Here is an 18,940-nt window from a genome sequence, read left to right on the forward strand (position 1 = left end):
CCGCCCAATCAACAAGATCAGACGTTTGGGTCTCGTCGACTCCCAAGCCGCCAGAGACGCATTTTTCCCGTTCCTATCGCTGCTCCTTCGCGACACTCTCCTCCAGGCCGCGCTTAACCTTCGCCACGTTGATCCTTCCCGCGCCCGGCGTATCGACAAGCGGCATATACGATGCAGGCGTGTGCAGCAAGCAGGCCTGCATCTCGTCGATCACGATCCGATCGCTTGAGTCGTACCCCATGCCCTCCAGCTGGCGCGTCAGCCCCTCCCCTCAACGCGCCAGCGAATTCTCGTTGCTGCGAAAGATCAACGGCCGCTCGGCCACGGGTTTGGGATGGCGCGCCACCTGCACCGCTTGCACGACTTGTCCGTGATGCGCCGACTTGGCGCAGACCGGATCGGCCGCGGCCGGGTCGCCGGTCAACATCCAGGCCTGGCAGCGGCAACCGCCGTGATCGCCATGCCGTTCGTCACAGTCGCGACATGGCTCGCGCATCCAGCCTTCGCCGCGAAACGCGTTGAACGCGTCGCTTTCATACCAGATCTGCCGGAGCGACATGTCACGCAGGTTGGGCAACGCAAGCCCCGGCAGCGAGCGCGCCGCATGACACGGCAGCGCGGTTCCATCCGGCGCGACACCGAGAAACACCGAGCCCCAGCCGTTCATGCACGCCTTCGGACGCTGCTCGAAATAGTCGGGGACGACGAACAGGATCCGGCAGCGCTCGCCAACCAGCTTGCGATAGCGGTTCACCGTGTCCTCCGCTTCGGCAACCTGCTCCGCGGTCGGCATCAACTGGTCGCGGTTGAGCATGGCCCAGCCGTAGTACTGCGTGTTGGCGAGTTCGAGGTAGTCGGCGCCGAGATCGAGCGCCATCTCGATGATCTGCCCGACATGCGGCAGGTTGAACCGATGCAGAACGCAGTTGAGCACCATCGGATAATCGTGCGACTTGATCAGCCGCGCGACCGCGCGCTTAAGCTCGAACGTGCGCGTGCTCGTCACGAAGTCGTTGAGCTCGTGCGTCGAGTCCTGCAACGACAGCTGGATATGGTCGAGTCCCGCGAGTTTGAGCCGCTCGATGCGCGCCGCGGTCAAGCCGATACGAGGTGATCAGGTTCGTATACAACTGGTTGCTAGTTTCGTGAATGTCGCCGGCGTCCTGCGAGCCGCACAGTCACGAAACTAGTGTCGTGAGTTGGAAGTTCGTTGCATTAATGTCCTGTACTGTCAGCGATGACGAAGTGCTGCTTAAAGAGCCGCTCGGACTCACGTAATCCTTCTTCGGTGAAGATGACAGACTTCGTTTTATTAACCGGGTCGCCAATGAGGCCTCGTTCGTAGAGCCGATTCAGCACATCCCAGTCGAAGCCCTTCCATGCCCGGTTGTGATCGTGCAGGGTCAGGTAAAGAAGTGCGAGGGCGACTTCGTCGATCGCGTCGGTATTGATGTTCATCGCGCGCGTCCTTCGACCTTCTGGACCCGCACGCAAAACCGTTCAAGGCTGGTCAGGATCTCATCGGCCGACTTGCTCCAGGCGAAGGGATGGGGATTTGCGTTGTAGCCTTCAAGGTAATGGCGGATGGCGTCTTCGAGTTGGCGGGTCGAACGATGCGTGCCGCGTCGAAGGTACTTCTCTGTGAGCGTGGCGAACCATCGTTCAACCTGATTGAGCCACGACGCCGAGGTCGGCGTGAAATGAACATGGAAGCGAGGATGGCGAGCGAACCACGCCTTGATCGAGGGCGTCTTATGCGTGCCGTAATTATCCATCACCAGATGCACATCCAGCGACTGTGGAACGTTGGCTTCGATCGTGCGCAGGAACTGCAGAAATTCGCTGCTGCGATGGCGTCGGTGCAACTCCCCGATCACTTCACCGGTGGCGATGTCCAATGCCGCGAACAGCGTGGTCGTGCCGTGACGCATGTAATCATGGGTGCGCCGCTCGGGAATGCCCGGTGCCAACGGCAGGATGGGCTGCGTGCGGTCCAGCGCCTGGATCTGGCTCTTCTCGTCCACGCACAACACCATGGCCTTGAGCGGCGGATCGAGGTAAAGCCCGACGATATCGCGAACCTTGTCGACAAACAGCGGATCGCTGGAAAGTTTGAAGGTCTCCTGCCGGTGCGGCTGCAACCCGAAAGCTCGCCAGATCCGGGTCACTGCCGTTTGCGAGAGGTTCATCTCGCGCGCCATCGTACGCGTGCTCCAGTGCGTGGCCACCGCAGGGACAGACTCGAGCGTCTTCGCGATCACTGCGTCGACGCGCGAATCATCGATCGTTCGGGGCGCGCCCGGGCGCGGCGCGTCGAGCAATCCATCCAGACGGTCTGCAACGAAGCGCGCGCGCCACTTGCAAACAGTCTGCTGACTTACACGCTGTGCCTTTGCGACCATCCGGTTGTCCATGCCATCGGCACAGGCCAGCACGATGCGCGCTCGCAAAGCCAACGCCTGCGCTGTCTTGCGTCGCATCGTCAACGCCTTAAGCTGTTCGTGCTCCGATTCGCTCAGCACAAGCTCCGCCTTAGGTCTTCCGCTCATCGCCACGTCCTCATACCAGTGCTACACAAGACACTTTAGTACGCAGCGAACATATTTCAATGAATTTTTAACTCACGACACTAGCAACCAGTTGCTTATATCTATTGGTCGGGGCGAGAGGATTTGAACCTCCGACCACCTGCACCCCATACTGTCGCTCGAACTTACACCGATTCGGAGTCAGCCTGCCACGCCACCAATACGAATTATCTTTGCGCCCGCCTTCAGCTTGTCTAGATAGTCCGCCCACAACTGCATCATCACTCGGCGCTCCCTGATGAACTTAGTCCGGTTATACGCCGAGCCAAGATTGTCCGGTACGGCATGTGCGAGTTGGTGCTCGATCACCTCTGGTTTCTGCTCCAGTTCCTCGTGCAGGATGGTACGGGCCATCGCGCGAAAACCGTGGCCGGTAATTTCCGTTCGGGTGTCGTAACCCAGTCGTCTGAGTGCGGCATTTATCGCCGCTTCGCTCATCGGACGCAACGTCGAACGAGCGCCGGGAAAAACAAAACGCCCTTTACCGGTCAGTGCCTGCAACTCTCGCAGGAGAGCCACAGCTTGGGTTGCAAGTGGCACCAAATGTTGAGTCCGCGTCTTTGTCACTAGATAGCGCCACTCCCCCTTATCCAGGTCGAATTGCACCCACTCGGCCCGGCGAAGCTCGCCAGGCCGCACGAACAGCATCGGCGCAAGCTTGAGCGCGCAGAGCACGGGAAACGTCCCCGAGAAGCCATCGAAGGCCCTGAGCATTTCCGCCACCTTCGCGGGTTCGGTCAGCGCAGCAAAGTGCTTTTCTATTGGAGGCGGAATCGCCCCGATCAGGTCTTTTGCCGGATCGCTTTTTTGCCTTGCCTTCCTTGATCGCATATCGGAAAACGTGGCTGATTTCACTGCGTACCCGGTGCGCTGAATATCGCGCACCCCTACTATCGATCCGCTTGAGCACCACCAGAATCTCGGGCGCGTCGACCTCGGTGATAGGACGCTTGCCCAGCCAGGGGAATACGTCATTTTGCAGACGGGCGAGTGTCTTTTCGTGCTGACCGATCTGCACAACCGACTTGCGCTCCTCCAGCCAGTCGCGGGCTACACCCTCAAATGAATTGTTGGCGTTGAGCCTTGCGGCGCGCTTATCAGCCTTTTTAAGTCGCTCGGGTCGATCCCGGCCGCCAGTTGTTCACGCGCCGCACTTCGCTTCCTGCGCGCTGCCGCGAGCGATACGTCAGGGTACACACCTAGCGCTAAACGTCGTTCTCTACCACCGAATCGGTATTTGAGGCGCCAGTATTTCCCTCCCGACGGCGCAATCTCCAGATACATCCCGCCACCGTCAGTCAGTCGATAGGCCCTCTCGCGAGGGGCTGCGCTACGCACAGCAATGTCAGTCAGGGGCATGAAGACCTCCTGGGGGCATTTTTCGCAAGGACGTCGGCTACTCACCAACATTCCCCCTAAGATGTCCCCACATGCCCCCGGATGTCAATGGAACTCCGCGAATTTTCTGGAAAACAAAAAACCCTCGAAGCATTGCTGCATCAAGGGTTCAAGGAATTTACAGGAATCAGGTGGAATACTTCTTGGTGCCGGGGACCGGACTTGAACCGGCAAGCCCGAAGGCGGCGGATTTTAAGTCCGCTATGTTTACCAATTTCATCACCCCGGCAGAGGTGGCAATCGCGCGTGGTCGCGAATTCTACCATCGCCTCGCAGCAGCCCCAAAAAAGCGCCCGACACCCGCATTCATCCCAAAGTCACAAACGTTGCCGATAATCCGCTCACGAAAACGATTACAGCGGGCCGAAAACCGATGACGCCGACGATCAAGGATGTCGCCGCCCACGCGGGCTTTTCCATCGCCACGGTATCGCGCGCGATCAACGCGCCGCACACCGTGAACCCCGTCACGCTCGACAAGGTACGTCAGTCGATCGACGCGCTGAACTTCCGCCCGAGCCCGCTCGGCCGGCAATTGCGCGGCGAGCGCACGCGCCTCGTCGGTGTCGTTCTGCCGACGCTCGCGAACCCGGTGTTCGCCGAATGCCTGCAAGGCATCGACGATCTCGCGTCAGCGCAAGGCTATCGGCTGATGCTGATGACCACGCAGTACGACGTGGACCGTGAACGTCACGCAATCGAAACGCTGCGCGAGCATCGCGTCGAAGGACTGATCCTGACCGTCGCCGATGCCGACACCCATCCGCTGCTCGACGAACTCGACCGCGACGGCCTGCTATACGTGCTGATGCACAACGACACGGTGCGCCGCCCATCGGTGTCGGTCGACAATCGCCTCGCCGCCTACGACGGCGTGCGCCGGCTCATCGCGCACGGCCATCGCCGCATTCTGATGCTGGCCGGCTCGTTCGCGGCCTCGGATCGCGCGCGTCAGCGTCATCTCGGCTACACGCAGGCGATGCAGCAGGCCGGCCTCACGGCCGCGCCCGCGCTCGAAGTCGATTTCAACGCCGACGAACTCGCGCCGTCCGTGCTCGCGCACCTGACGCACGGCGCAAACCGTCCGACCGCCCTCTTCTGCAGCAACGATCTGCTCGCGATGGTCGTGATGCGCGGCCTGCGCCGCGCGCGTCTGAGGATTCCGCAGGACATGTCGATTCTCGGCTTCGACGGCCTCGCAATGGGCGAACTGCTGTCGCCGGCGCTCGCGAGCATCTGCGCGCCGAATCGCGAAATCGGCTGTGCGGCGTGGCAGCGCTTGCTCGCACGCATCGGCGGCGTGCGCGACGAGCGCGCGTTCTGCACAACCTCCCGCGCGTTGACGCTGCCGCATAGCTTGCGCGAAGGCGCGACGATCGCGGCGCCCGGCTCGCACGCGAATCTCGACGAAGCGTCGCCGACCCACGTCCCGAACGCTGCGGCCGCCATCGAAAAGCCGCTCGCATAAGAAGCCCAATGAAGGCACGCGCATACGCGCGCCCTAGCTGTCATCCCCAACCCTCGCAACCCATCCGACACAGGGAGACCCGCAGTGCCCCGCTCAACCTCACGCTTCGCATCCTCGCTCATACCGCTGTGGCAAAAACTCTCGCACGCCGCCGCGACTGCACTGCCGGCGAGCCTGCTCGTCGCCGGCGCGGCGCTCGTCGCGCTCGCGCCGCAAGCCGCGCGCGCCGACGAAACCGCGATCTGCTACAACTGCCCGCCCGAATGGGCCGACTGGGCGAGCCAGATCAAGGCGATCCAGCAAAAGACCGGCATTCGCGTGCCGTTCGACAACAAGAACTCAGGACAATCGATCGCGCAGCTGATGGCCGAGCAGAAAAGTCCGGTCGCCGACGTCGTGTATCTCGGCGTATCGTCGGCGTTCCAGGCCAAGGACAAGGGCGTGATCCAGCCGTACAAGCCCGCGCACTGGGACGACATTCCCGCCGCCCTGAAAGACCCGCAAGGCTACTGGTTCACGATCCACTCGGGCACGCTCGGCTTCTTCGTCAACAAGGACGCGCTCGAAGGCAAGCCGGTGCCGCGCTCGTGGGCCGATCTGCTGAAGCCCGAATACAAAGGCATGATCGGTTATCTCGATCCGTCGAGCGCGTTCGTCGGCTATGCGGGCGCGGTCGCGGTGAACCAGGCGCTCGGCGGCACGCTCGACAACTTCGAGCCGGGTCTCGACTGGTTCAGAAAGCTCAAGGCGAACGCGCCGATCGTGCCGAAGCAAACCGCGTACGCGCGCGTGCTGTCCGGCGAAATTCCGATCCTGCTCGACTACGACTTCGACGCGTACCGCGCGAAGTATAAGGATCACGCGAACGTCGAGTTCGTGATTCCGCAGGAAGGCACGATCTCGGTGCCGTACGTGATGAGCCTCGTGAAAGGCGCGCCGCACGAAGCGAACGGCAAGAAGGTGCTCGATTTCGTACTGTCCGACGAAGGCCAGAAGCTGTGGGCGCAGGCGTATCTGCGGCCGGTGCGCGCGAGCGCGATGAGCGCCGAGACGGCTGCGCAGTTCCTGCCAGCGAGCGAATACGCGCGAGCGAAGCCGGTCGACTTCGCGAAGATGGCCGACAAGCAGTCGAGCTTCGGCGAGCGCTATCTACAGGTGATGCATTGAACGAAGTCACGTTCCCGCTGCGCTGGCGCATCGCGTTGCTCGCGCCCGCGCTCGCGGTCTTCATCGCGTTCTGGCTGCTGCCAATGGTCGCGCTCGCGCAGCTCTCCGGCGGCGGCCATGCGTTCGCGACGTATCGCGCAATGCTGACGAATGCGCGTTACATGTCGAGCCTTGGCGCGACCGTCGTGCTGGCGGCGGCGGTCACGGCGGCCACGCTGGTGCTGTCGGTGATCGCGGGGCTGCTGCTCGCGCGTCGAGAGTTCGCCGGCAAGCGCACGCTGCTCGCGCTGCTGACGTTTCCGCTCGCGTTTCCGGGTGTCGTCGTGGGCTTCATGGTCATCATGCTCGCGGGACGTCAAGGGTTGATCGGCGCGCTGTCGCTGAAACTCGCGGGCGATCGCTGGGTGTTCGCGTATTCGATGAGCGGCCTGTTTCTGGGCTATCTGTACTTCTCGATTCCGCGCGTGATCGTCACCGTGATGGCTTCGGCGACCAAGCTCGATGCATCGCTCGAAGAGGCCGCGCGCTCGCTCGGCGCATCGCCGTGGCGCATCATGCGCGACATCGTGTTGCCGGCGCTGTCGCCCGGACTGATCGCGGCGGGCGCCGTGTGCTTCGCGACCGCGATGGGCGCGTTCGGCACGGCGTTCACGCTCGCCACCGACATCGACGTGCTGCCGATGACCATCTATACCGCGTTCACGCTGAACGCGAACATGGTGACGGCCGCGGGCCTGTCGATCGTGCTGGGCATCGTCACGTGGGCAGTGCTGGCGATCGCGCGCAGCGCGAGCGGTTCGGGCGTGGCGGCGAGCGCGTGAACGGCGCGTCGCCGCAGCCACGCGTTCGCGAACGCAACGACTACCTACCTATGAACTCAATCACCGCCCCTTCGCCGTCTTCGCAACCGGCAGCGGGACCGCGCGCGCGACGCGCGTGGCCTTCCACGCGAACATGGCTCGCCGCGGGTCAATGGTTCGTCACACTACTGCTGTGCGCATTCCTGATCGTGCCGGTCGTCATGTCGATCGTCGCCGGGCTGACGGTCAACTACTTCAAGGGCGTGTCGAGCGGACTCACGCTGCGTTGGCTCGTCGAAGTGTGGACCCAGTATCACGACTCGGTGTGGCTATCGCTCGAAGTGGCCGCGGCGACACTCGTCGTCACGCTGCTGACCGGCGTGCCCGCAGGCTATGTGCTCGCGCGCAGCAAGACGCGCTTCGCACGCATCGTCGAAGAGTTTCTGGTGCTGCCGATCGCGCTGCCCGGCCTCGCATCGGCACTCGCGCTGCTGGTGATCTACGGCGGCTTCACGGCGTTTCGGATGAGCGCGGCGTTCATCGTCGTCGGGCATGTGGTGTTCACGCTGCCGTTCATGGTGCGCGCGGTCGCGGCGGTCTGCGCGAGCAGCGATCTGCGCACGCTCGAAGAAGGCGCGGCGAGCCTCGGCGCGAGCTTCTTCACGCGCTTCGTCACGATCGTGCTGCCGAACGCGCGGCCAGGCATCGTCGCGGGCGCGCTCGCGGTGCTCACGCTGTCGATCGGCGAATTCAACCTCACGTGGATGCTGCACACGCCCGACACGAAGACGCTGCCGGTCGGCCTCGCCGACACCTACGCGTCGATGCGCATCGAGATCGGCAGCGCGTACACGATCCTGTTCTTCATCATGACGATGCCGCTGCTCGTCGCGATGCAATGGCTCGGCGTCGATGCGACCGGCCAGCGCAGCGCGTCGAAGAAGCGCGGCGCCGCCTCTTCCGCGAAGCCCATCGACACGCCATGAAACTGACCTCGGTTCCCATCACGCTCACGCAGTGCGCCAAAACGTTTCGCGGCACGCGCGTGCTCGAACCGATCGACCTGACCATCGGCGCGGGCGAAACCCTCGTGCTGCTCGGACCGTCGGGCTGCGGCAAGACGACGACGCTGCGCCTGATCGCGGGCCTCGAAACACCTGACGCGGGCGGACGCATCGCATTCGGCGACGACGACGTGACTACGCTGCCGATCGAAAAACGCGCGGTCGGCATGGTGTTCCAGAGCTACGCGCTGTTTCCGAACCTGACCGTGCGCGGCAACATCGGCTACGGTCCGAAGATCAAGCGCGTGCCGGCCGCAGTCGCGCGACAACGCGTCGACGAACTGCTCGGCATGATGCGGCTCATCGCGCACGCCGACAAACCGATCGATCAACTGTCGGGCGGCCAGCGTCAACGGGTGGCGCTCGCCCGCGCACTCGCGGTGCAGCCGCGCGTGCTGCTGCTCGACGAACCGCTGACCGCGCTCGACGCGCGTCTGCGCGACGCATTGCGCAGCGAGATGAACGCGCTGTTGCGCGAACTCGGCATCACGACCGTCTACGTGACGCACGATCAGGCCGAAGCGATGGAGCTCGGCGATCGCATCGTCGTGATGAGCGCGGGACGCATCGAGCAGATCGGTTCGCCGCGCGACATCTACTATCGTCCGGCCAATCGCACGGTCGCGCAGTTCGTCGGCACGATCAACCGTGTCGCGGGCGAGCCGCGCGACGGCATGCTCGCGACGAGCGGCGGCGCCGTGCCGTTGCCCGCGCATGCGTCGAACGCACGCGGTGCGCACGAAATCTTCTTTCGCCCCGAGGATGCCCGGCTCACCGACCCCGCGCTCGCGCAGCTGCGCGGCCAGATCGAAAGCACCGCGTTCCTCGGCGAACGCACGCGTCTGACGATTGGCGGTGCCGCGCCCGAGCCGCTCTTCGTCGACGTCGCGGGCCGCATCGAGCTTGCGCGCGGCACGCCAGTCGGCATCTCGATCGAACCGGACGCACTGATTGCGCTATCGTAGGTAAAAACAGCGCCGCATCCTGGCGCCCGACACGAAGCAACCCGAAGGACCTCTGTCATGCTGCTGGCTCAAATTAGCGACCTGCATATCAAGCAACCCGGCGCACTCGCGTATCGCCGCGTCGATACCGCCCCCTACCTCGCGCGCTGCGTCGACGCGCTCAACGCGCTCACACCGCGCCCCGACGCGGTGCTGATCACCGGCGACCTCGTCGATCAGGGCGACCCCCAGCAGTACGCGCGCCTGAAAACACTGCTCGCGCCGCTCGCGATCCCCTACTTCCTGATGGTCGGCAATCACGACGAACGCGACGCGCTGCGCGCGGCGTTTCCCGAGCGCGAGGAATTGCTGAGCGGCGGCGAGTTCGTGCAGTACGCGCTCGACGTCGGCCCGCTGCGCGTGATCGCGCTCGATTCGCTGGTGCCCGGTTCGAGCGCCGGCATGCTGTGCGACACGCGGCTCGCGTGGCTCGAGCGGCAGCTCGATGCGGCGCGCTGCAAGCCGGTCGTGGTCGCGCTGCATCACCCGCCGTTCGCGTGCGGCATCGGGCATATGGACGAGATCCGGCTCGACCGGGCGGCGTCGCACAAGCTCGCGGCGTTGATCGCACAGCATCCCAACGTCGAGCGCGTGCTCTGCGGGCACGTGCATCGGTCGATGTTCGTGCGCTTCGGCGGCACGATCGCGAGCGCGATTCCAGCGCCCGCGCACCAGGTGGCGCTCGATTTTCGCGAGGACGGACCGTCGGCGTTCGTGATGGAGCCGCCCGCGTATGCGCTCCATTACTACGATCCGGCGACGGGCATCGTCACGCATCATGCGTATGTCGACGCGGCCGACGGCCCGTATCCGTTCTACGACGCTGGCGCGTTGATCGACTGAACCACCGGACACACTTCGCAACCGCCTGACACCGGATGCGCGGGCGAGCCTCGCGCGGCCGTCAGCACGAACCCCGCCGCTCCGGTATGATCGGCACGCTTGAGGACCGCGCATGGGCCGGTCCGTCGATCCGCCCCTGTCATGTCCACTTCCGACGCTTCCACTTCCGCTTCCTCCGCCCGGTCGCTGCGCGGCGTGTTGCTGCTGCTCGCGACGATCGCCGGTGTCTCGGTCGCAAACATCTATTTCAACCAGCCGCTGCTCGATAACTTCCGCCAGTCGTTTCCGGGCAGCGCGTCATGGGTCGGCGCGGTGCCGGCCGTCACGCAGCTCGGCTACGCCGCCGGCATGCTGTTGCTCGCGCCGCTCGGCGATCGCTTCGACCGGCGTCTGCTGATCCTGCTGCAGATCGCCGGCATGTGCGTCGCGCTCGTCATTGCGGCGTCGGCACCGACGCTCGCGGTGCTGATCGTCACGAGTCTCGCGATCGGCGTGCTCGCGACGATCGCGCAACAGGCGGTGCCGTTTGCGGCCGAACTCGCGCCGCCGTCCGAGCGCGGCCACGCGGTCGGCACCGTGATGAGCGGCCTGCTGCTCGGCATCCTGCTCGCCCGGACCGCGGCGGGCATCGTCGCCGAATACTTCGGCTGGCGCGCGGTGTTTGGCGCATCCGTCGTCGCGCTGCTCGCACTCGCGGTCGTCATCATTTTGCGTTTGCCGAAGAGTCAGCCGACCTCGACGTTGCCGTACGGCAAGCTGCTCGTGTCGATGTGGCACCTGGTCACCGAGCATCGCGCGCTGCGCGAGGCGTCGCTGACCGGTGCGGCGTTGTTCGGCGCGTTCAGCATTTTCTGGTCGGTGCTCGCGCTGCTGCTCGCGGGCGCGCCGTTTCATCTCGGGCCGCAGGCGGCAGGGCTGTTCGGTATCGTCGGCGCGGCCGGCGCGCTGGCCGCGCCGCTCGCCGGCAAGTTCGCCGACCGGCGTGGACCGCGCGCGATCATCACCGTGTCGCTCGTGCTGGTCGTGATCGCGTTCGTGATCTTCGGTGCGTCGGCGAAGAGCATCGCGGGCCTCGTGGTCGGCGTGATCATTCTCGACATCGGCGTGCAGGCCGCGCAGATTTCGAATCAGTCGCGCATCTACGCCTTGAAGCCCGATGCGCGCAGCCGCGTGAATACCGTGTACATGGTCGCGTATTTCATCGGCGGGGCGCTGGGCTCGGGTGTCGGCGCGATCGTGTGGCCGGTGTTCGGGTGGGTCGGCGTGACTATCGCGGGGATCGCGTTTGCCGGGCTCGGCGCGTGGAATCATTTGCGGTTGCCGGCGCGAGCTGGGCATTGATATCAGCCGGAGAATCGTCTGTAATGAACGACACGTGGCTCGATCTCGCTCGGTTCATCCGCGAAATGCGCACTCCCGCCGGGCTGCCTCTCGACGACAAGCTGACCCGTGACATGGATCTGTATCACGATCTGGATTGGGAGCCGGCGAAAATCGTCGAGGTGATGCAGGCATGGGCTGGGCGCTTCCATGTGGACCTGCGCGATTTCGACGTCGCTTACCACGTTCCATCCGCCAACATGCGAAAGCGCGACATCGTTGTGGCCGCGTTGAAGTCCCCGTTCAGTTCCAGCGCGCGAGAATTGCTCGGCGGACGTTCGCTTACCCTTGGGATGCTCGAAGAAGCGATGAAGCGCGGAGTGTGGAAACAGGACTAGAAACGCCAACTACGGTCGAGTCGTTACACCCCGCCACCCCGCCCCAACGCATACTCATGCAGCGCATCGAGCACGCGATCGAACTCGAACGATTTGTCGTAAAAGTGCCGCACGCCATACTGCTCGCAGCGCTCGCGGTACGCGGGCAACGCGTGATTGGTCAGCACCGCCGCGAACATCGAATCGATCAGCCCCTCGCGCTGCAGATACGCGAGCACCGGCACGCCCGAGCCCTGCTTCAGCTGCAAATCGACGATCACCGCGTCGAACGCTTCGTCGCCGAGCAGCGCGATCGCCTGATCGGCGGAATCGGCATAAGCGGCCACGCGCAGCAGGCCCGACGCATCGATCGCCTCCACGAGGCTGCGGCGGATCAGCGGCGAATCCTCGATCAGCAGCACGCGCAACGGCGCGCGGCTGGCTGACTCGGTAGCGGGGTTCGGTTCGCTGTTCATCGGAATATCTCGATCGTCCGTCATTCGATCAGGCCATTCTTGATCGCGTAATACGTGAGGTCCGCGTTGTTCGCGAGACGCATCTTCTCGAGCACCCGCGCGCGATACGTGCTCACCGTTTTGACCGATAGATGCAGCTCTTCAGCAATCTCGGTCGGCAACTGGCCGGCCGCGAGCTTGCAGAAGATCTGGAATTCGCGCTCCGACAGCGCTTCATGCGGACGCCCGGCGGCAGGCTTGTCGAGATTGTCGGCAAGCGTATCGGCGACCGCCTCCGACAGATAGCGATGCCCGCGCGCGACCGAGCGGATCGCGCGCACGATTTCTTCCGGCTCGCAGTCTTTGTTCAGATAGCCGTTCGCGCCCGCGCGCAGCAGATTGATCGCGTACTGGCTCTCGGGATAGCCCGATAGAATCAGCACGCCCTGCTCGGGACGCACCTGCTTGATCACACGCAACGTGTCGATGCCGTTCTTGTCCGGCATCGCGATGTCGAGCAGCACGACGTCGAATGCCTGCTCGCGCACGAGGCCGATCGCTTCCTCGCCGGTGGCGGCCTCGGCGGCGACGCACATGTCCGGCTCGTCGGCGACGAACTGTCTGAATCCACCTCGAACGATCGCATGATCGTCAGCTATCAGCACTCGAATCATCGGTTGGGTTCCGTGCAAAGGGAGTCGCTCCGATGCGGACATTGTAATGATCCGGGGCCACGGCCGGACGCGGAATGCGAGGGCGGCTTCGCACCGCAGCTGCCGGCATTCCCGAGTTCGCCCGCGACCCGGTCCGTCGACGCTTCCTTGTCGCCTGGTGCGCTACTCGCGCCCCGCGAGCAGATCCGCCATATCGTCGGCATGCTCTTCTTCGACCGCGAGAATCTCCTCGAACAGCCGGCGCGTGGTCACGTCCTTCTCGCCAAGATACCGTACGATCTCGCGGTACGTGTCGATCGCGATGCGCTCCGCGATCAGGTTCTCGCGAATCATATCGGTCAGATCGGTGCCTTCCTTGTATTCCGAATGCGCGCGTGCCTTGATGCCGTCCGGCGCGAAATCCGGTTCGCCGCCAAGCTGCACGATGCGCTCGGCGATGCGATCGGCGTGCTCCTGCTCCTCGGTTGCGTGCTCGGCAAATTCCCTCGCGACCGCTTCGGAATTGATGCCCTTCGCCATGAAGTAATGGCGCTTGTAGCGCAGCGTGCAGACGATCTCGGTGGCGAGCGCGTCGTTGAGCAGCTTGAGCACCGTCTCGCGATTCGCACCATAGCTCTGCGTGACCGGACCATCCGACATATGCTTGCGCGCGTCCTCGCGGATCTTCTTGATGTCCATCACGAACGTGTCGCCAGATTGCTTCGCCATCGAACTTCTCCTTTATCCGGTATTGGCTGAATCGCGCCTCAGCACGAATCGCGCCTGATGCGCCCAGGGTGGAATGACGGCGCGCTTCGAACGCGGGCGCCTCAATCGGGGATTCAAACGCCGCGCGTTCACGCGCCTTGTTGACTACCTGTTCCTACATTGCGTACTTCGCTGCCTACCGCATGTTGCGTTCATCCGGCTCGCGCGGCTAGGTTCGAAACACGCCGAGCAGCAACGTGACCACGAACACGACGAGGAAGATGTAGAACAGGATCTTCGCGATTTCGGCCGCGCCGGCCGCGATGCCGGTGAAGCCGAACACGGCTGCGATGATCGCAATCACGAAGAAGACGATGGCATAGTGAAGCATGGCATTTCTCCCTTTTGTTGGCCTTCCAATCGACTACCAGCAAATCGCTCGCCTGCTGTGAGGGCGCGGCTTGCCGCCACTGCGATGGCCGCGCTAATCGATCATTTTCTTCGTCACGACGAAGCCCAGCACGAGGAACACCACGCACAGCACGACAAAGACGAAGAACAGGAACTTCGCGATCGCCGCCGCGCCGGCCGCGATGCCGGTGAAGCCGAGAAGACCGGCGATCACCGCGACGATCGCGAAGAACAGTGCCCACTTCAACATGATGGCTTCCTCCCGAAACATTGCATGAACGATCGGGTCCATGCTATCGATGCGCGGCGCCGCGCGCATTCCGACGCTCGCCGTTTTTCGTGTGAGAATCCGCTTACATTGGATTACGACGACATTACGCGCGCGGCTTCGCGCGATGCCGATGTCGATGCCGCTGCCGATGCCCTCTTTCTGGAGCCGAAAGTGTCGAATCTGCAGAACCCGCCGGAACAACCTGGCGCGCGCGCCACGGCGCGGCTCGCCGAGTGGATGCGCAATCGCAGCTGGGCGATCGCGATGACGGTGGCGATCGTGATCACGGTGGGAGGCCTCGTGATTCTGGAGACCGCGCGTCAGCGCATCACCGCCGAGTATGAGACCGCGCTTGAAGCGCGCGACGTCACCGTGCGACTGAGCACACTCGCGAGCGAGCTGTCGCGCCTCACCGCGCAACAAAACCAGTTTCTTCTGACGAAGGACGACGCATCCGCCCACGCGTTCTGCGCGAGCGCCGCGCGCATCCGCGACACCACCCAGCAGTTGGACCACTTCTATCGCGGCGGCCGCGCGGACAGCGCGGAACTCGCGAGCTTCACGCAGATTCTCGCGCTGATCGACGCGCGCATCGGCGCGGGCGCCGCCGCGATGCAGCACGCCGCGCCGCATCCGCTCGATCTCAGCGCATGCGGGAGCGCGAGCGACGTCAACCCGGCGGACGCGTCGTTGATCGACAGTACGCTCGCGCTGCTGCGCGACAACGAGGAGCGCCGCGCTCAGCACGCGCTGGCCGCGAGCCGCGCCGACCAGCGGCTGTCGACGCTGTGCGCGGCGGGTCTGTCGGCGCTGAACATCGTGCTGTTCATTCTGCTGTTTCGCAATCTCGGCATCCAGATCGACCGGCAGGCGCGCGCGCAGCGTCAGTTGATCACTCAGCAGGAGGAACTCGACCAACTCGTCAACGAGCGCACGCGGCAGCTCGAAGCGCTCGGCTGGCATCTGCAGGCGGTCAGCGAAAACGAAAAGACCCAGCTCGCGCGCGAGTTGCACGACGAACTCGGCGCGATTCTGACCGCATGCCGGATGGACGTCACATGGGCGCGCCGCAAGCTGAAGGACAGCGAGCCGGACATCGCCGACAAGCTGCAGCGCGCGCTCGCCAATCTCGACCAGGGCATCGCGTTGAAGCGGCGCATCATCGAGGACATGCGGCCGACCGTGCTGGCCAATTTCGGGCTCGTTACCGCGCTGCGCACGCTCGCCGACGAAGCCGCGCAACGCAACAACTGGACGCTCGAGCTGCACCTGCCCGCCGACGATATCCAGCTCGACGAGCAGACCGAAATCGCGCTGTTTCGGGTCGCGCAGGAATCGCTGACGAACGCCGCCAAGTACGCGCGGGCCTCGAAGGTCGGTATCGCATTGCGGGTCGGCGACGGCGAGGTCGCGCTGCATATCGCGGACAACGGCGTCGGCATCATGCCGGCCGACCTGAAGCGCACACATACGCACGGCCTGCTCGGCATGCGTCAGCGCGTGGCCGCGCATGGCGGGCGCTTCGACATCCGCCGTGGCGCGCAAAACGGCACCGACATCGACGTCGTGATGCCGAGCGCGAGCGCCGCGACGCCTTCGGTCGATCAGCCGCTGACGTCGCCCGCCACGCCGCCCACTTCGTCGCAAAGCCCCGTCTGACAGATGCTCGCCGCAGCGCCCCCAAGCCGTTGTAGGAGTGCGCCGACGCAAACACCGGAGCACGCCTACGACAAAATCGCGGCACGGCCGACAGCGCCGCCCCCCGCCCTTTTTTTACCATGCAATCAGACCGGTTCGAAACCGGATCGAGACCTGATCGACTGGCATGGCCCCGGTCGGACGACATCAACCGATGCATTCTCGACAAGGAGAAGTTTCATGACTCGACTGATCGCTTTGCTTGTGCTCGCAGGAACTGCCATGCTTGTCACCGGCTGCAACACGATGGCGGGCGCCGGCGAAGATATTTCGAAGGGCGGCCACGCCATCACGAACGAGGCGGAAAAGGCGAAATAAGCCGGCACATGGCAGCAGGATTTGCAAAGCCCGTCGCGGGATGCCGCTGCGGGCTTTTTTTTCGTGAATGATTGCGTGCTGGCTGGCACTCGACGCGACGCGTTTTCAGAACGCGATGAAACGGCACGGCGACCGCACCCTCGCGGATCGCCGTGCCGCCCCCCGGGCGCGCGGTGTATCGTTCGTGCTGCCCCCTCTTACGCGGTCCCTGCATGTCTTACCAACGTCGCGACCGGCATCGTGCCGCGACGGCCGGCGATTGCCGGCATCGATGGGCCCAACGTGCTGTCGTATGTCGACGTGCTGCGCGGTGCGCCGGTCGGCGCGCGCGTCGCCGTGATCGGCGCGGGCCTCGGCAAGACGTCGGGCTGGGTGCATCGCGCGACGCTCGCGCGCAACGGGGTGCAAATGCTCGGCGGCGTCGAGTATCGGGAGATCAGCGCGCGCGGTCTCAGAATCGCGCGTGACGGTGCCGACGCATGGCTCGACGTCGATACGATCGTCGTGTGCGCGGGGCAGGAGTCGTTGCGCGAGCTGTTGCCGTCGACGGTCGATGGCAACCACGACAGCGGCGGCCCGCGTTTTCATGTGATCGGCGGCGCGAAGCTCGCGACCGAGCTCGATGCGAAGCGCGCGATCCGCGAGGGCGCGGAGCTGGCGGCAAGGCTTTGACAGCGGGCGCGCGGTTCGACGAGAACCGCGCCGCTATCAGGCGCTGCGCTTCTTCCGATAATCGAACCAGAAAGACAGGCCGACGCTGATCAGAATCATGATCGTCGCGATTACCGTCGAGCGGGTGACCGGCTCGCCGAGCAGCAGCGCGCCCAGCGCGACCGCGACGACCGGATTCACGTACATGCAGCTGCTCGCGATGATCGGGCTCGTGTGGCGAATCAGATAACCGTAGGCGACGTACGCCGCCATCGTCCCAATCAACATCAGATACAGGAACGCGACGAGAGGCAGAAAATGCAGCTCGAACATCCGCTCGCCCGACGCCCACGCGACCAGCGTCGACATCGCGCCGCCGAGGCCGATCTGCAGCGAGGTCGACAGAAACAGGTCCGCCGGCAGCTTCAGCTGCCCGGCCAGATGCGCGCCGCCGGCCCAGAACAGCGCGCCGCACAGAATCGCGAGACTGCCGCCCGTCGAGCCCGGCGTGCTGTCGCCGTGACTCAGAATCACGATGCCGGCGAGCCCGAGCCCGACCGCGAACCATTCGCCGCGGCCGATCTTGCGTCCGGCGACGGCCGCGATCACGGTCGCGAACAGCGGCACGGTCGCGACCATCACGGCCGCGGTGCCGGTGCCGACCGTGCGCATGCCGTAGGCGAGCATGCCGCTCGACAGACCCACCAGCATGGTGCCGACGAGGCCCGCGTTGCGGATTTCGGCGAAGCTCGGCCAGATCGGCTTGCGGCGCGCGGCGAACACGAACAGACCGATGCCGGCGAACAGGTTGCGCAAGCCCGACATCAGCAGCGGCGGGAACGAGCCGAGCGCGACGTGCACGCCGAGGTACGTCGAGCCCCACACCAGATAAACGACGGCAAGCGCGAGCGCGATCCGCCCGTTGCGCGACTGCGGCAGACGCAGCGGCCAGCCGCGCGGAGAAAAAGCTGAACGTTGCAGCGACATGCTTCAGTCCGCCGTCGCCACTCGACCCGCGCGATGCGCTCGATGCCCGCGAGGCGCCGAGCCTGCGTCGATACCTTTCGGGCGGGATGGTGGGCACCGCATCGGCGATGCGGTCGGACGGGCGAGGCTGGCGGACATGTCGGTGGAACGGTAAGACGATGGGCGGCGCCGGAAGCGCCAGAAACGGCGGTGGCGGCGGCGTCGGTCAAAACGACACGATGCAACGCGGCCGCGCTGCGCGGCGGCAAGGTTGGCAAAGCCGCGGCGCGCACCGCATTATGCAGTAAGCGCCGAGAACACCACGCGAGGAATCGTAACTTTTGGGTTTCCTGCAACAGAAAAGCCGGGGACGCATCCCCGGCTTGCGGTCAGTGTCGGATCCGTTCGATGCGCGGCCGCGCATCGGCAGGATCGCCAGGCACCCTCGGCGCCGACTCAGTTGCCCATCGCGCCCGATGCCTCGTGCTTCATCGCGTCGCCGCCCTTTTTCATCGAGTCGTGCTTCATCGTGTCCTTTTTCGTGCCGTCCTTCGACATGCTGTCTTTGGACATCGAATCTTTCGACATCGCATTCTTCGACATCTCATCGTTGGACATCGCGCCGCTCGCCTGCGCGAAGGCCGCGCCGCCGCTTGCCAGCATCAACAACGCGATCGTGGTAACTGCAATCTTCTTCATGGGATGACTCCTTGGTGGTGGATGAATCGAAGCCGGCGAGAGCCGGCGTGCTTCCGAAGCCGCTGCCGCAAGCGCGCGTGC

The 18,940-nt window shown here is 64.4% G+C and carries 20 protein-coding genes, 1 tRNA gene and 3 pseudogenes; 11 read left to right on the forward strand and 13 right to left on the reverse strand.

The features are described from left to right. Positions 1-73 precede the first annotated feature (73 nt). The 6 genes and pseudogenes from OKW29_RS28715 to OKW29_RS28740 all read right to left on the reverse strand — a co-directional run bounded on the left by OKW29_RS28715 (position 74) and on the right by OKW29_RS28740 (position 4,215). Positions 74-241, reverse strand: a complete 168-nt coding sequence (locus tag OKW29_RS28715) for a hypothetical protein (RefSeq protein ID WP_429293479.1) — start codon at positions 239-241, stop codon at positions 74-76. A gap of 30 nt (positions 242-271) precedes the next feature. Then, positions 272-1,130, reverse strand: a pseudogene (gene pqqE, locus OKW29_RS28720) (pyrroloquinoline quinone biosynthesis protein PqqE); the annotation flags it as partial. A gap of 85 nt (positions 1,131-1,215) precedes the next feature. Further along, positions 1,216-1,458 (reverse strand): DUF6429 family protein, encoded by a 243-nt coding sequence (locus tag OKW29_RS28725; protein WP_187620085.1) that lies wholly within the window; start codon positions 1,456-1,458, stop codon positions 1,216-1,218. Beyond that, positions 1,455-2,549, reverse strand: a complete 1,095-nt coding sequence (locus OKW29_RS28730) for an IS630 family transposase (protein ID WP_026226240.1) — start codon at positions 2,547-2,549, stop codon at positions 1,455-1,457. The genes OKW29_RS28725 and OKW29_RS28730 overlap by 4 nt, the downstream gene beginning before the upstream one ends. Positions 2,550-2,729: 180 nt before the next feature. Then, a pseudogene (locus tag OKW29_RS28735) lies at positions 2,730-3,947 on the reverse strand (tyrosine-type recombinase/integrase). A 183-nt stretch (positions 3,948-4,130) separates the two neighbouring features. Then, a tRNA-Leu gene (locus OKW29_RS28740) sits at positions 4,131-4,215 on the reverse strand. 144 nt (positions 4,216-4,359) lie between these two features. Between OKW29_RS28740 and OKW29_RS28745 the strand changes: the two genes are divergently transcribed. The 8 genes from OKW29_RS28745 (at position 4,360) to OKW29_RS28780 (ending at position 12,050) form a co-directional block, all read left to right on the forward strand. Further along, positions 4,360-5,454: a LacI family DNA-binding transcriptional regulator gene (locus tag OKW29_RS28745; protein WP_429293480.1), complete on the forward strand. Its 1,095-nt coding sequence runs from the start codon at positions 4,360-4,362 to the stop codon at positions 5,452-5,454. Positions 5,455-5,538: 84 nt separating this feature from the next. Beyond that, positions 5,539-6,621, forward strand: coding sequence for an ABC transporter substrate-binding protein (locus tag OKW29_RS28750; protein ID WP_429293481.1), 1,083 nt, complete (start codon positions 5,539-5,541; stop codon positions 6,619-6,621). Beyond that, positions 6,618-7,442, forward strand: a complete 825-nt coding sequence (locus tag OKW29_RS28755) for an ABC transporter permease (protein WP_187626599.1) — start codon at positions 6,618-6,620, stop codon at positions 7,440-7,442. Before OKW29_RS28750 ends, OKW29_RS28755 begins: the two co-directional genes overlap by 4 nt. Before the next feature lie 50 nt (positions 7,443-7,492). Next, positions 7,493-8,407, forward strand: a complete 915-nt coding sequence (locus OKW29_RS28760; protein WP_184063806.1) for an ABC transporter permease — start codon at positions 7,493-7,495, stop codon at positions 8,405-8,407. Then, positions 8,404-9,450 (forward strand): ABC transporter ATP-binding protein, encoded by a 1,047-nt coding sequence (locus OKW29_RS28765; protein ID WP_429293482.1) that lies wholly within the window; start codon positions 8,404-8,406, stop codon positions 9,448-9,450. The genes OKW29_RS28760 and OKW29_RS28765 overlap by 4 nt, the downstream gene beginning before the upstream one ends. Positions 9,451-9,507: 57 nt before the next feature. Further along, positions 9,508-10,332, forward strand: coding sequence for a phosphodiesterase (locus OKW29_RS28770; protein WP_429293483.1), 825 nt, complete (start codon positions 9,508-9,510; stop codon positions 10,330-10,332). Between the two features lie 141 nt (positions 10,333-10,473). Next, positions 10,474-11,673 (forward strand): MFS transporter, encoded by a 1,200-nt coding sequence (locus OKW29_RS28775; protein WP_184022067.1) that lies wholly within the window; start codon positions 10,474-10,476, stop codon positions 11,671-11,673. A gap of 23 nt (positions 11,674-11,696) precedes the next feature. Then, the gene (locus OKW29_RS28780) at positions 11,697-12,050 is read left to right on the forward strand and encodes a DUF1493 family protein (RefSeq protein ID WP_429293484.1); all 354 of its coding nucleotides are present in this window, start codon (positions 11,697-11,699) and stop codon (positions 12,048-12,050) included. A 23-nt stretch (positions 12,051-12,073) separates the two neighbouring features. Here the strand turns inward: OKW29_RS28780 and OKW29_RS28785 are convergent, their stop codons facing one another. From OKW29_RS28785 to OKW29_RS28805, 5 genes are all read right to left on the reverse strand, one after another. Next, complete coding sequence (locus OKW29_RS28785; protein ID WP_018421103.1) at positions 12,074-12,505, reverse strand: response regulator; 432 nt, start codon at positions 12,503-12,505, stop codon at positions 12,074-12,076. Between the two features lie 20 nt (positions 12,506-12,525). Next, complete coding sequence (locus OKW29_RS28790) at positions 12,526-13,158, reverse strand: response regulator (protein WP_013089872.1); 633 nt, start codon at positions 13,156-13,158, stop codon at positions 12,526-12,528. Between the two features lie 162 nt (positions 13,159-13,320). Beyond that, the gene (locus OKW29_RS28795) at positions 13,321-13,866 is read right to left on the reverse strand and encodes a ferritin-like domain-containing protein (RefSeq protein ID WP_184006110.1); all 546 of its coding nucleotides are present in this window, start codon (positions 13,864-13,866) and stop codon (positions 13,321-13,323) included. Positions 13,867-14,074: 208 nt separating this feature from the next. Continuing rightward, entirely contained in the window at positions 14,075-14,236 is a 162-nt protein-coding gene (locus tag OKW29_RS28800) for a DUF1328 domain-containing protein (protein WP_006052455.1), read from the reverse strand. Positions 14,237-14,329: 93 nt separating this feature from the next. Continuing rightward, on the reverse strand, positions 14,330-14,506 hold the full coding sequence (locus tag OKW29_RS28805) for a DUF1328 family protein (RefSeq protein ID WP_090805380.1): 177 nt from the start codon (positions 14,504-14,506) through the stop codon (positions 14,330-14,332). Between the two features lie 24 nt (positions 14,507-14,530). On the opposite strand from OKW29_RS28805, the gene OKW29_RS28810 reads away from it, so the two are divergent. The 3 genes and pseudogenes from OKW29_RS28810 to fadH form a co-directional block, all read left to right on the forward strand. After that, a complete protein-coding gene (locus tag OKW29_RS28810; RefSeq protein ID WP_429293485.1) occupies positions 14,531-16,186 on the forward strand; it encodes a sensor histidine kinase in 1,656 nt (551 codons plus the stop codon). 219 nt (positions 16,187-16,405) lie between these two features. Next, positions 16,406-16,543 carry an entericidin A/B family lipoprotein gene (locus OKW29_RS28815; protein WP_184022056.1) on the forward strand — a complete coding sequence of 46 codons (138 nt, stop codon included), beginning with the start codon at positions 16,406-16,408 and terminating at the stop codon, positions 16,541-16,543. A gap of 225 nt (positions 16,544-16,768) precedes the next feature. Next, positions 16,769-17,215, forward strand: a pseudogene (gene fadH, locus OKW29_RS28820) (NADPH-dependent 2,4-dienoyl-CoA reductase); the annotation flags it as partial. A 36-nt stretch (positions 17,216-17,251) separates the two neighbouring features. On the opposite strand, the gene OKW29_RS28825 reads toward fadH, so the two are convergent. Continuing rightward, complete coding sequence (locus OKW29_RS28825; protein WP_429293486.1) at positions 17,252-18,181, reverse strand: EamA family transporter; 930 nt, start codon at positions 18,179-18,181, stop codon at positions 17,252-17,254. 435 nt (positions 18,182-18,616) lie between these two features. Then, complete coding sequence (locus tag OKW29_RS28830) at positions 18,617-18,859, reverse strand: pentapeptide MXKDX repeat protein (protein WP_429293487.1); 243 nt, start codon at positions 18,857-18,859, stop codon at positions 18,617-18,619. Positions 18,860-18,940 lie beyond the last annotated feature (81 nt).

This window comes from Paraburkholderia sp. CI3 (genome assembly GCF_050436505.1).
In the GTDB taxonomy this organism is placed as follows: Bacteria; Pseudomonadota; Gammaproteobacteria; order Burkholderiales; family Burkholderiaceae; genus Paraburkholderia; species Paraburkholderia tuberum.

Coding starts and splice junctions, on each gene's coding strand:
- OKW29_RS28785 (WP_018421103.1), bottom strand. CDS start 12,505: ATGAACAGCGAACCGAACCCCGCTACCGAGTCAGCCAGCCGCGCGCCG.
- OKW29_RS28805 (WP_090805380.1), bottom strand. CDS start 14,506: ATGTTGAAGTGGGCACTGTTCTTCGCGATCGTCGCGGTGATCGCCGGT.
- OKW29_RS28780 (WP_429293484.1), top strand. CDS start 11,697: ATGAACGACACGTGGCTCGATCTCGCTCGGTTCATCCGCGAAATGCGC.
- OKW29_RS28775 (WP_184022067.1), top strand. CDS start 10,474: ATGTCCACTTCCGACGCTTCCACTTCCGCTTCCTCCGCCCGGTCGCTG.
- OKW29_RS28795 (WP_184006110.1), bottom strand. CDS start 13,866: ATGGCGAAGCAATCTGGCGACACGTTCGTGATGGACATCAAGAAGATC.
- OKW29_RS28770 (WP_429293483.1), top strand. CDS start 9,508: ATGCTGCTGGCTCAAATTAGCGACCTGCATATCAAGCAACCCGGCGCA.
- OKW29_RS28765 (WP_429293482.1), top strand. CDS start 8,404: ATGAAACTGACCTCGGTTCCCATCACGCTCACGCAGTGCGCCAAAACG.
- OKW29_RS28760 (WP_184063806.1), top strand. CDS start 7,493: ATGAACTCAATCACCGCCCCTTCGCCGTCTTCGCAACCGGCAGCGGGA.
- OKW29_RS28810 (WP_429293485.1), top strand. CDS start 14,531: ATGAACGATCGGGTCCATGCTATCGATGCGCGGCGCCGCGCGCATTCC.
- OKW29_RS28730 (WP_026226240.1), bottom strand. CDS start 2,549: ATGAGCGGAAGACCTAAGGCGGAGCTTGTGCTGAGCGAATCGGAGCAC.
- OKW29_RS28800 (WP_006052455.1), bottom strand. CDS start 14,236: ATGCTTCACTATGCCATCGTCTTCTTCGTGATTGCGATCATCGCAGCC.
- OKW29_RS28745 (WP_429293480.1), top strand. CDS start 4,360: ATGACGCCGACGATCAAGGATGTCGCCGCCCACGCGGGCTTTTCCATC.
- OKW29_RS28830 (WP_429293487.1), bottom strand. CDS start 18,859: ATGAAGAAGATTGCAGTTACCACGATCGCGTTGTTGATGCTGGCAAGC.
- OKW29_RS28725 (WP_187620085.1), bottom strand. CDS start 1,458: ATGAACATCAATACCGACGCGATCGACGAAGTCGCCCTCGCACTTCTT.
- OKW29_RS28825 (WP_429293486.1), bottom strand. CDS start 18,181: ATGTCGCTGCAACGTTCAGCTTTTTCTCCGCGCGGCTGGCCGCTGCGT.
- OKW29_RS28715 (WP_429293479.1), bottom strand. CDS start 241: ATGGGGTACGACTCAAGCGATCGGATCGTGATCGACGAGATGCAGGCC.
- OKW29_RS28790 (WP_013089872.1), bottom strand. CDS start 13,158: ATGATTCGAGTGCTGATAGCTGACGATCATGCGATCGTTCGAGGTGGA.
- OKW29_RS28815 (WP_184022056.1), top strand. CDS start 16,406: ATGACTCGACTGATCGCTTTGCTTGTGCTCGCAGGAACTGCCATGCTT.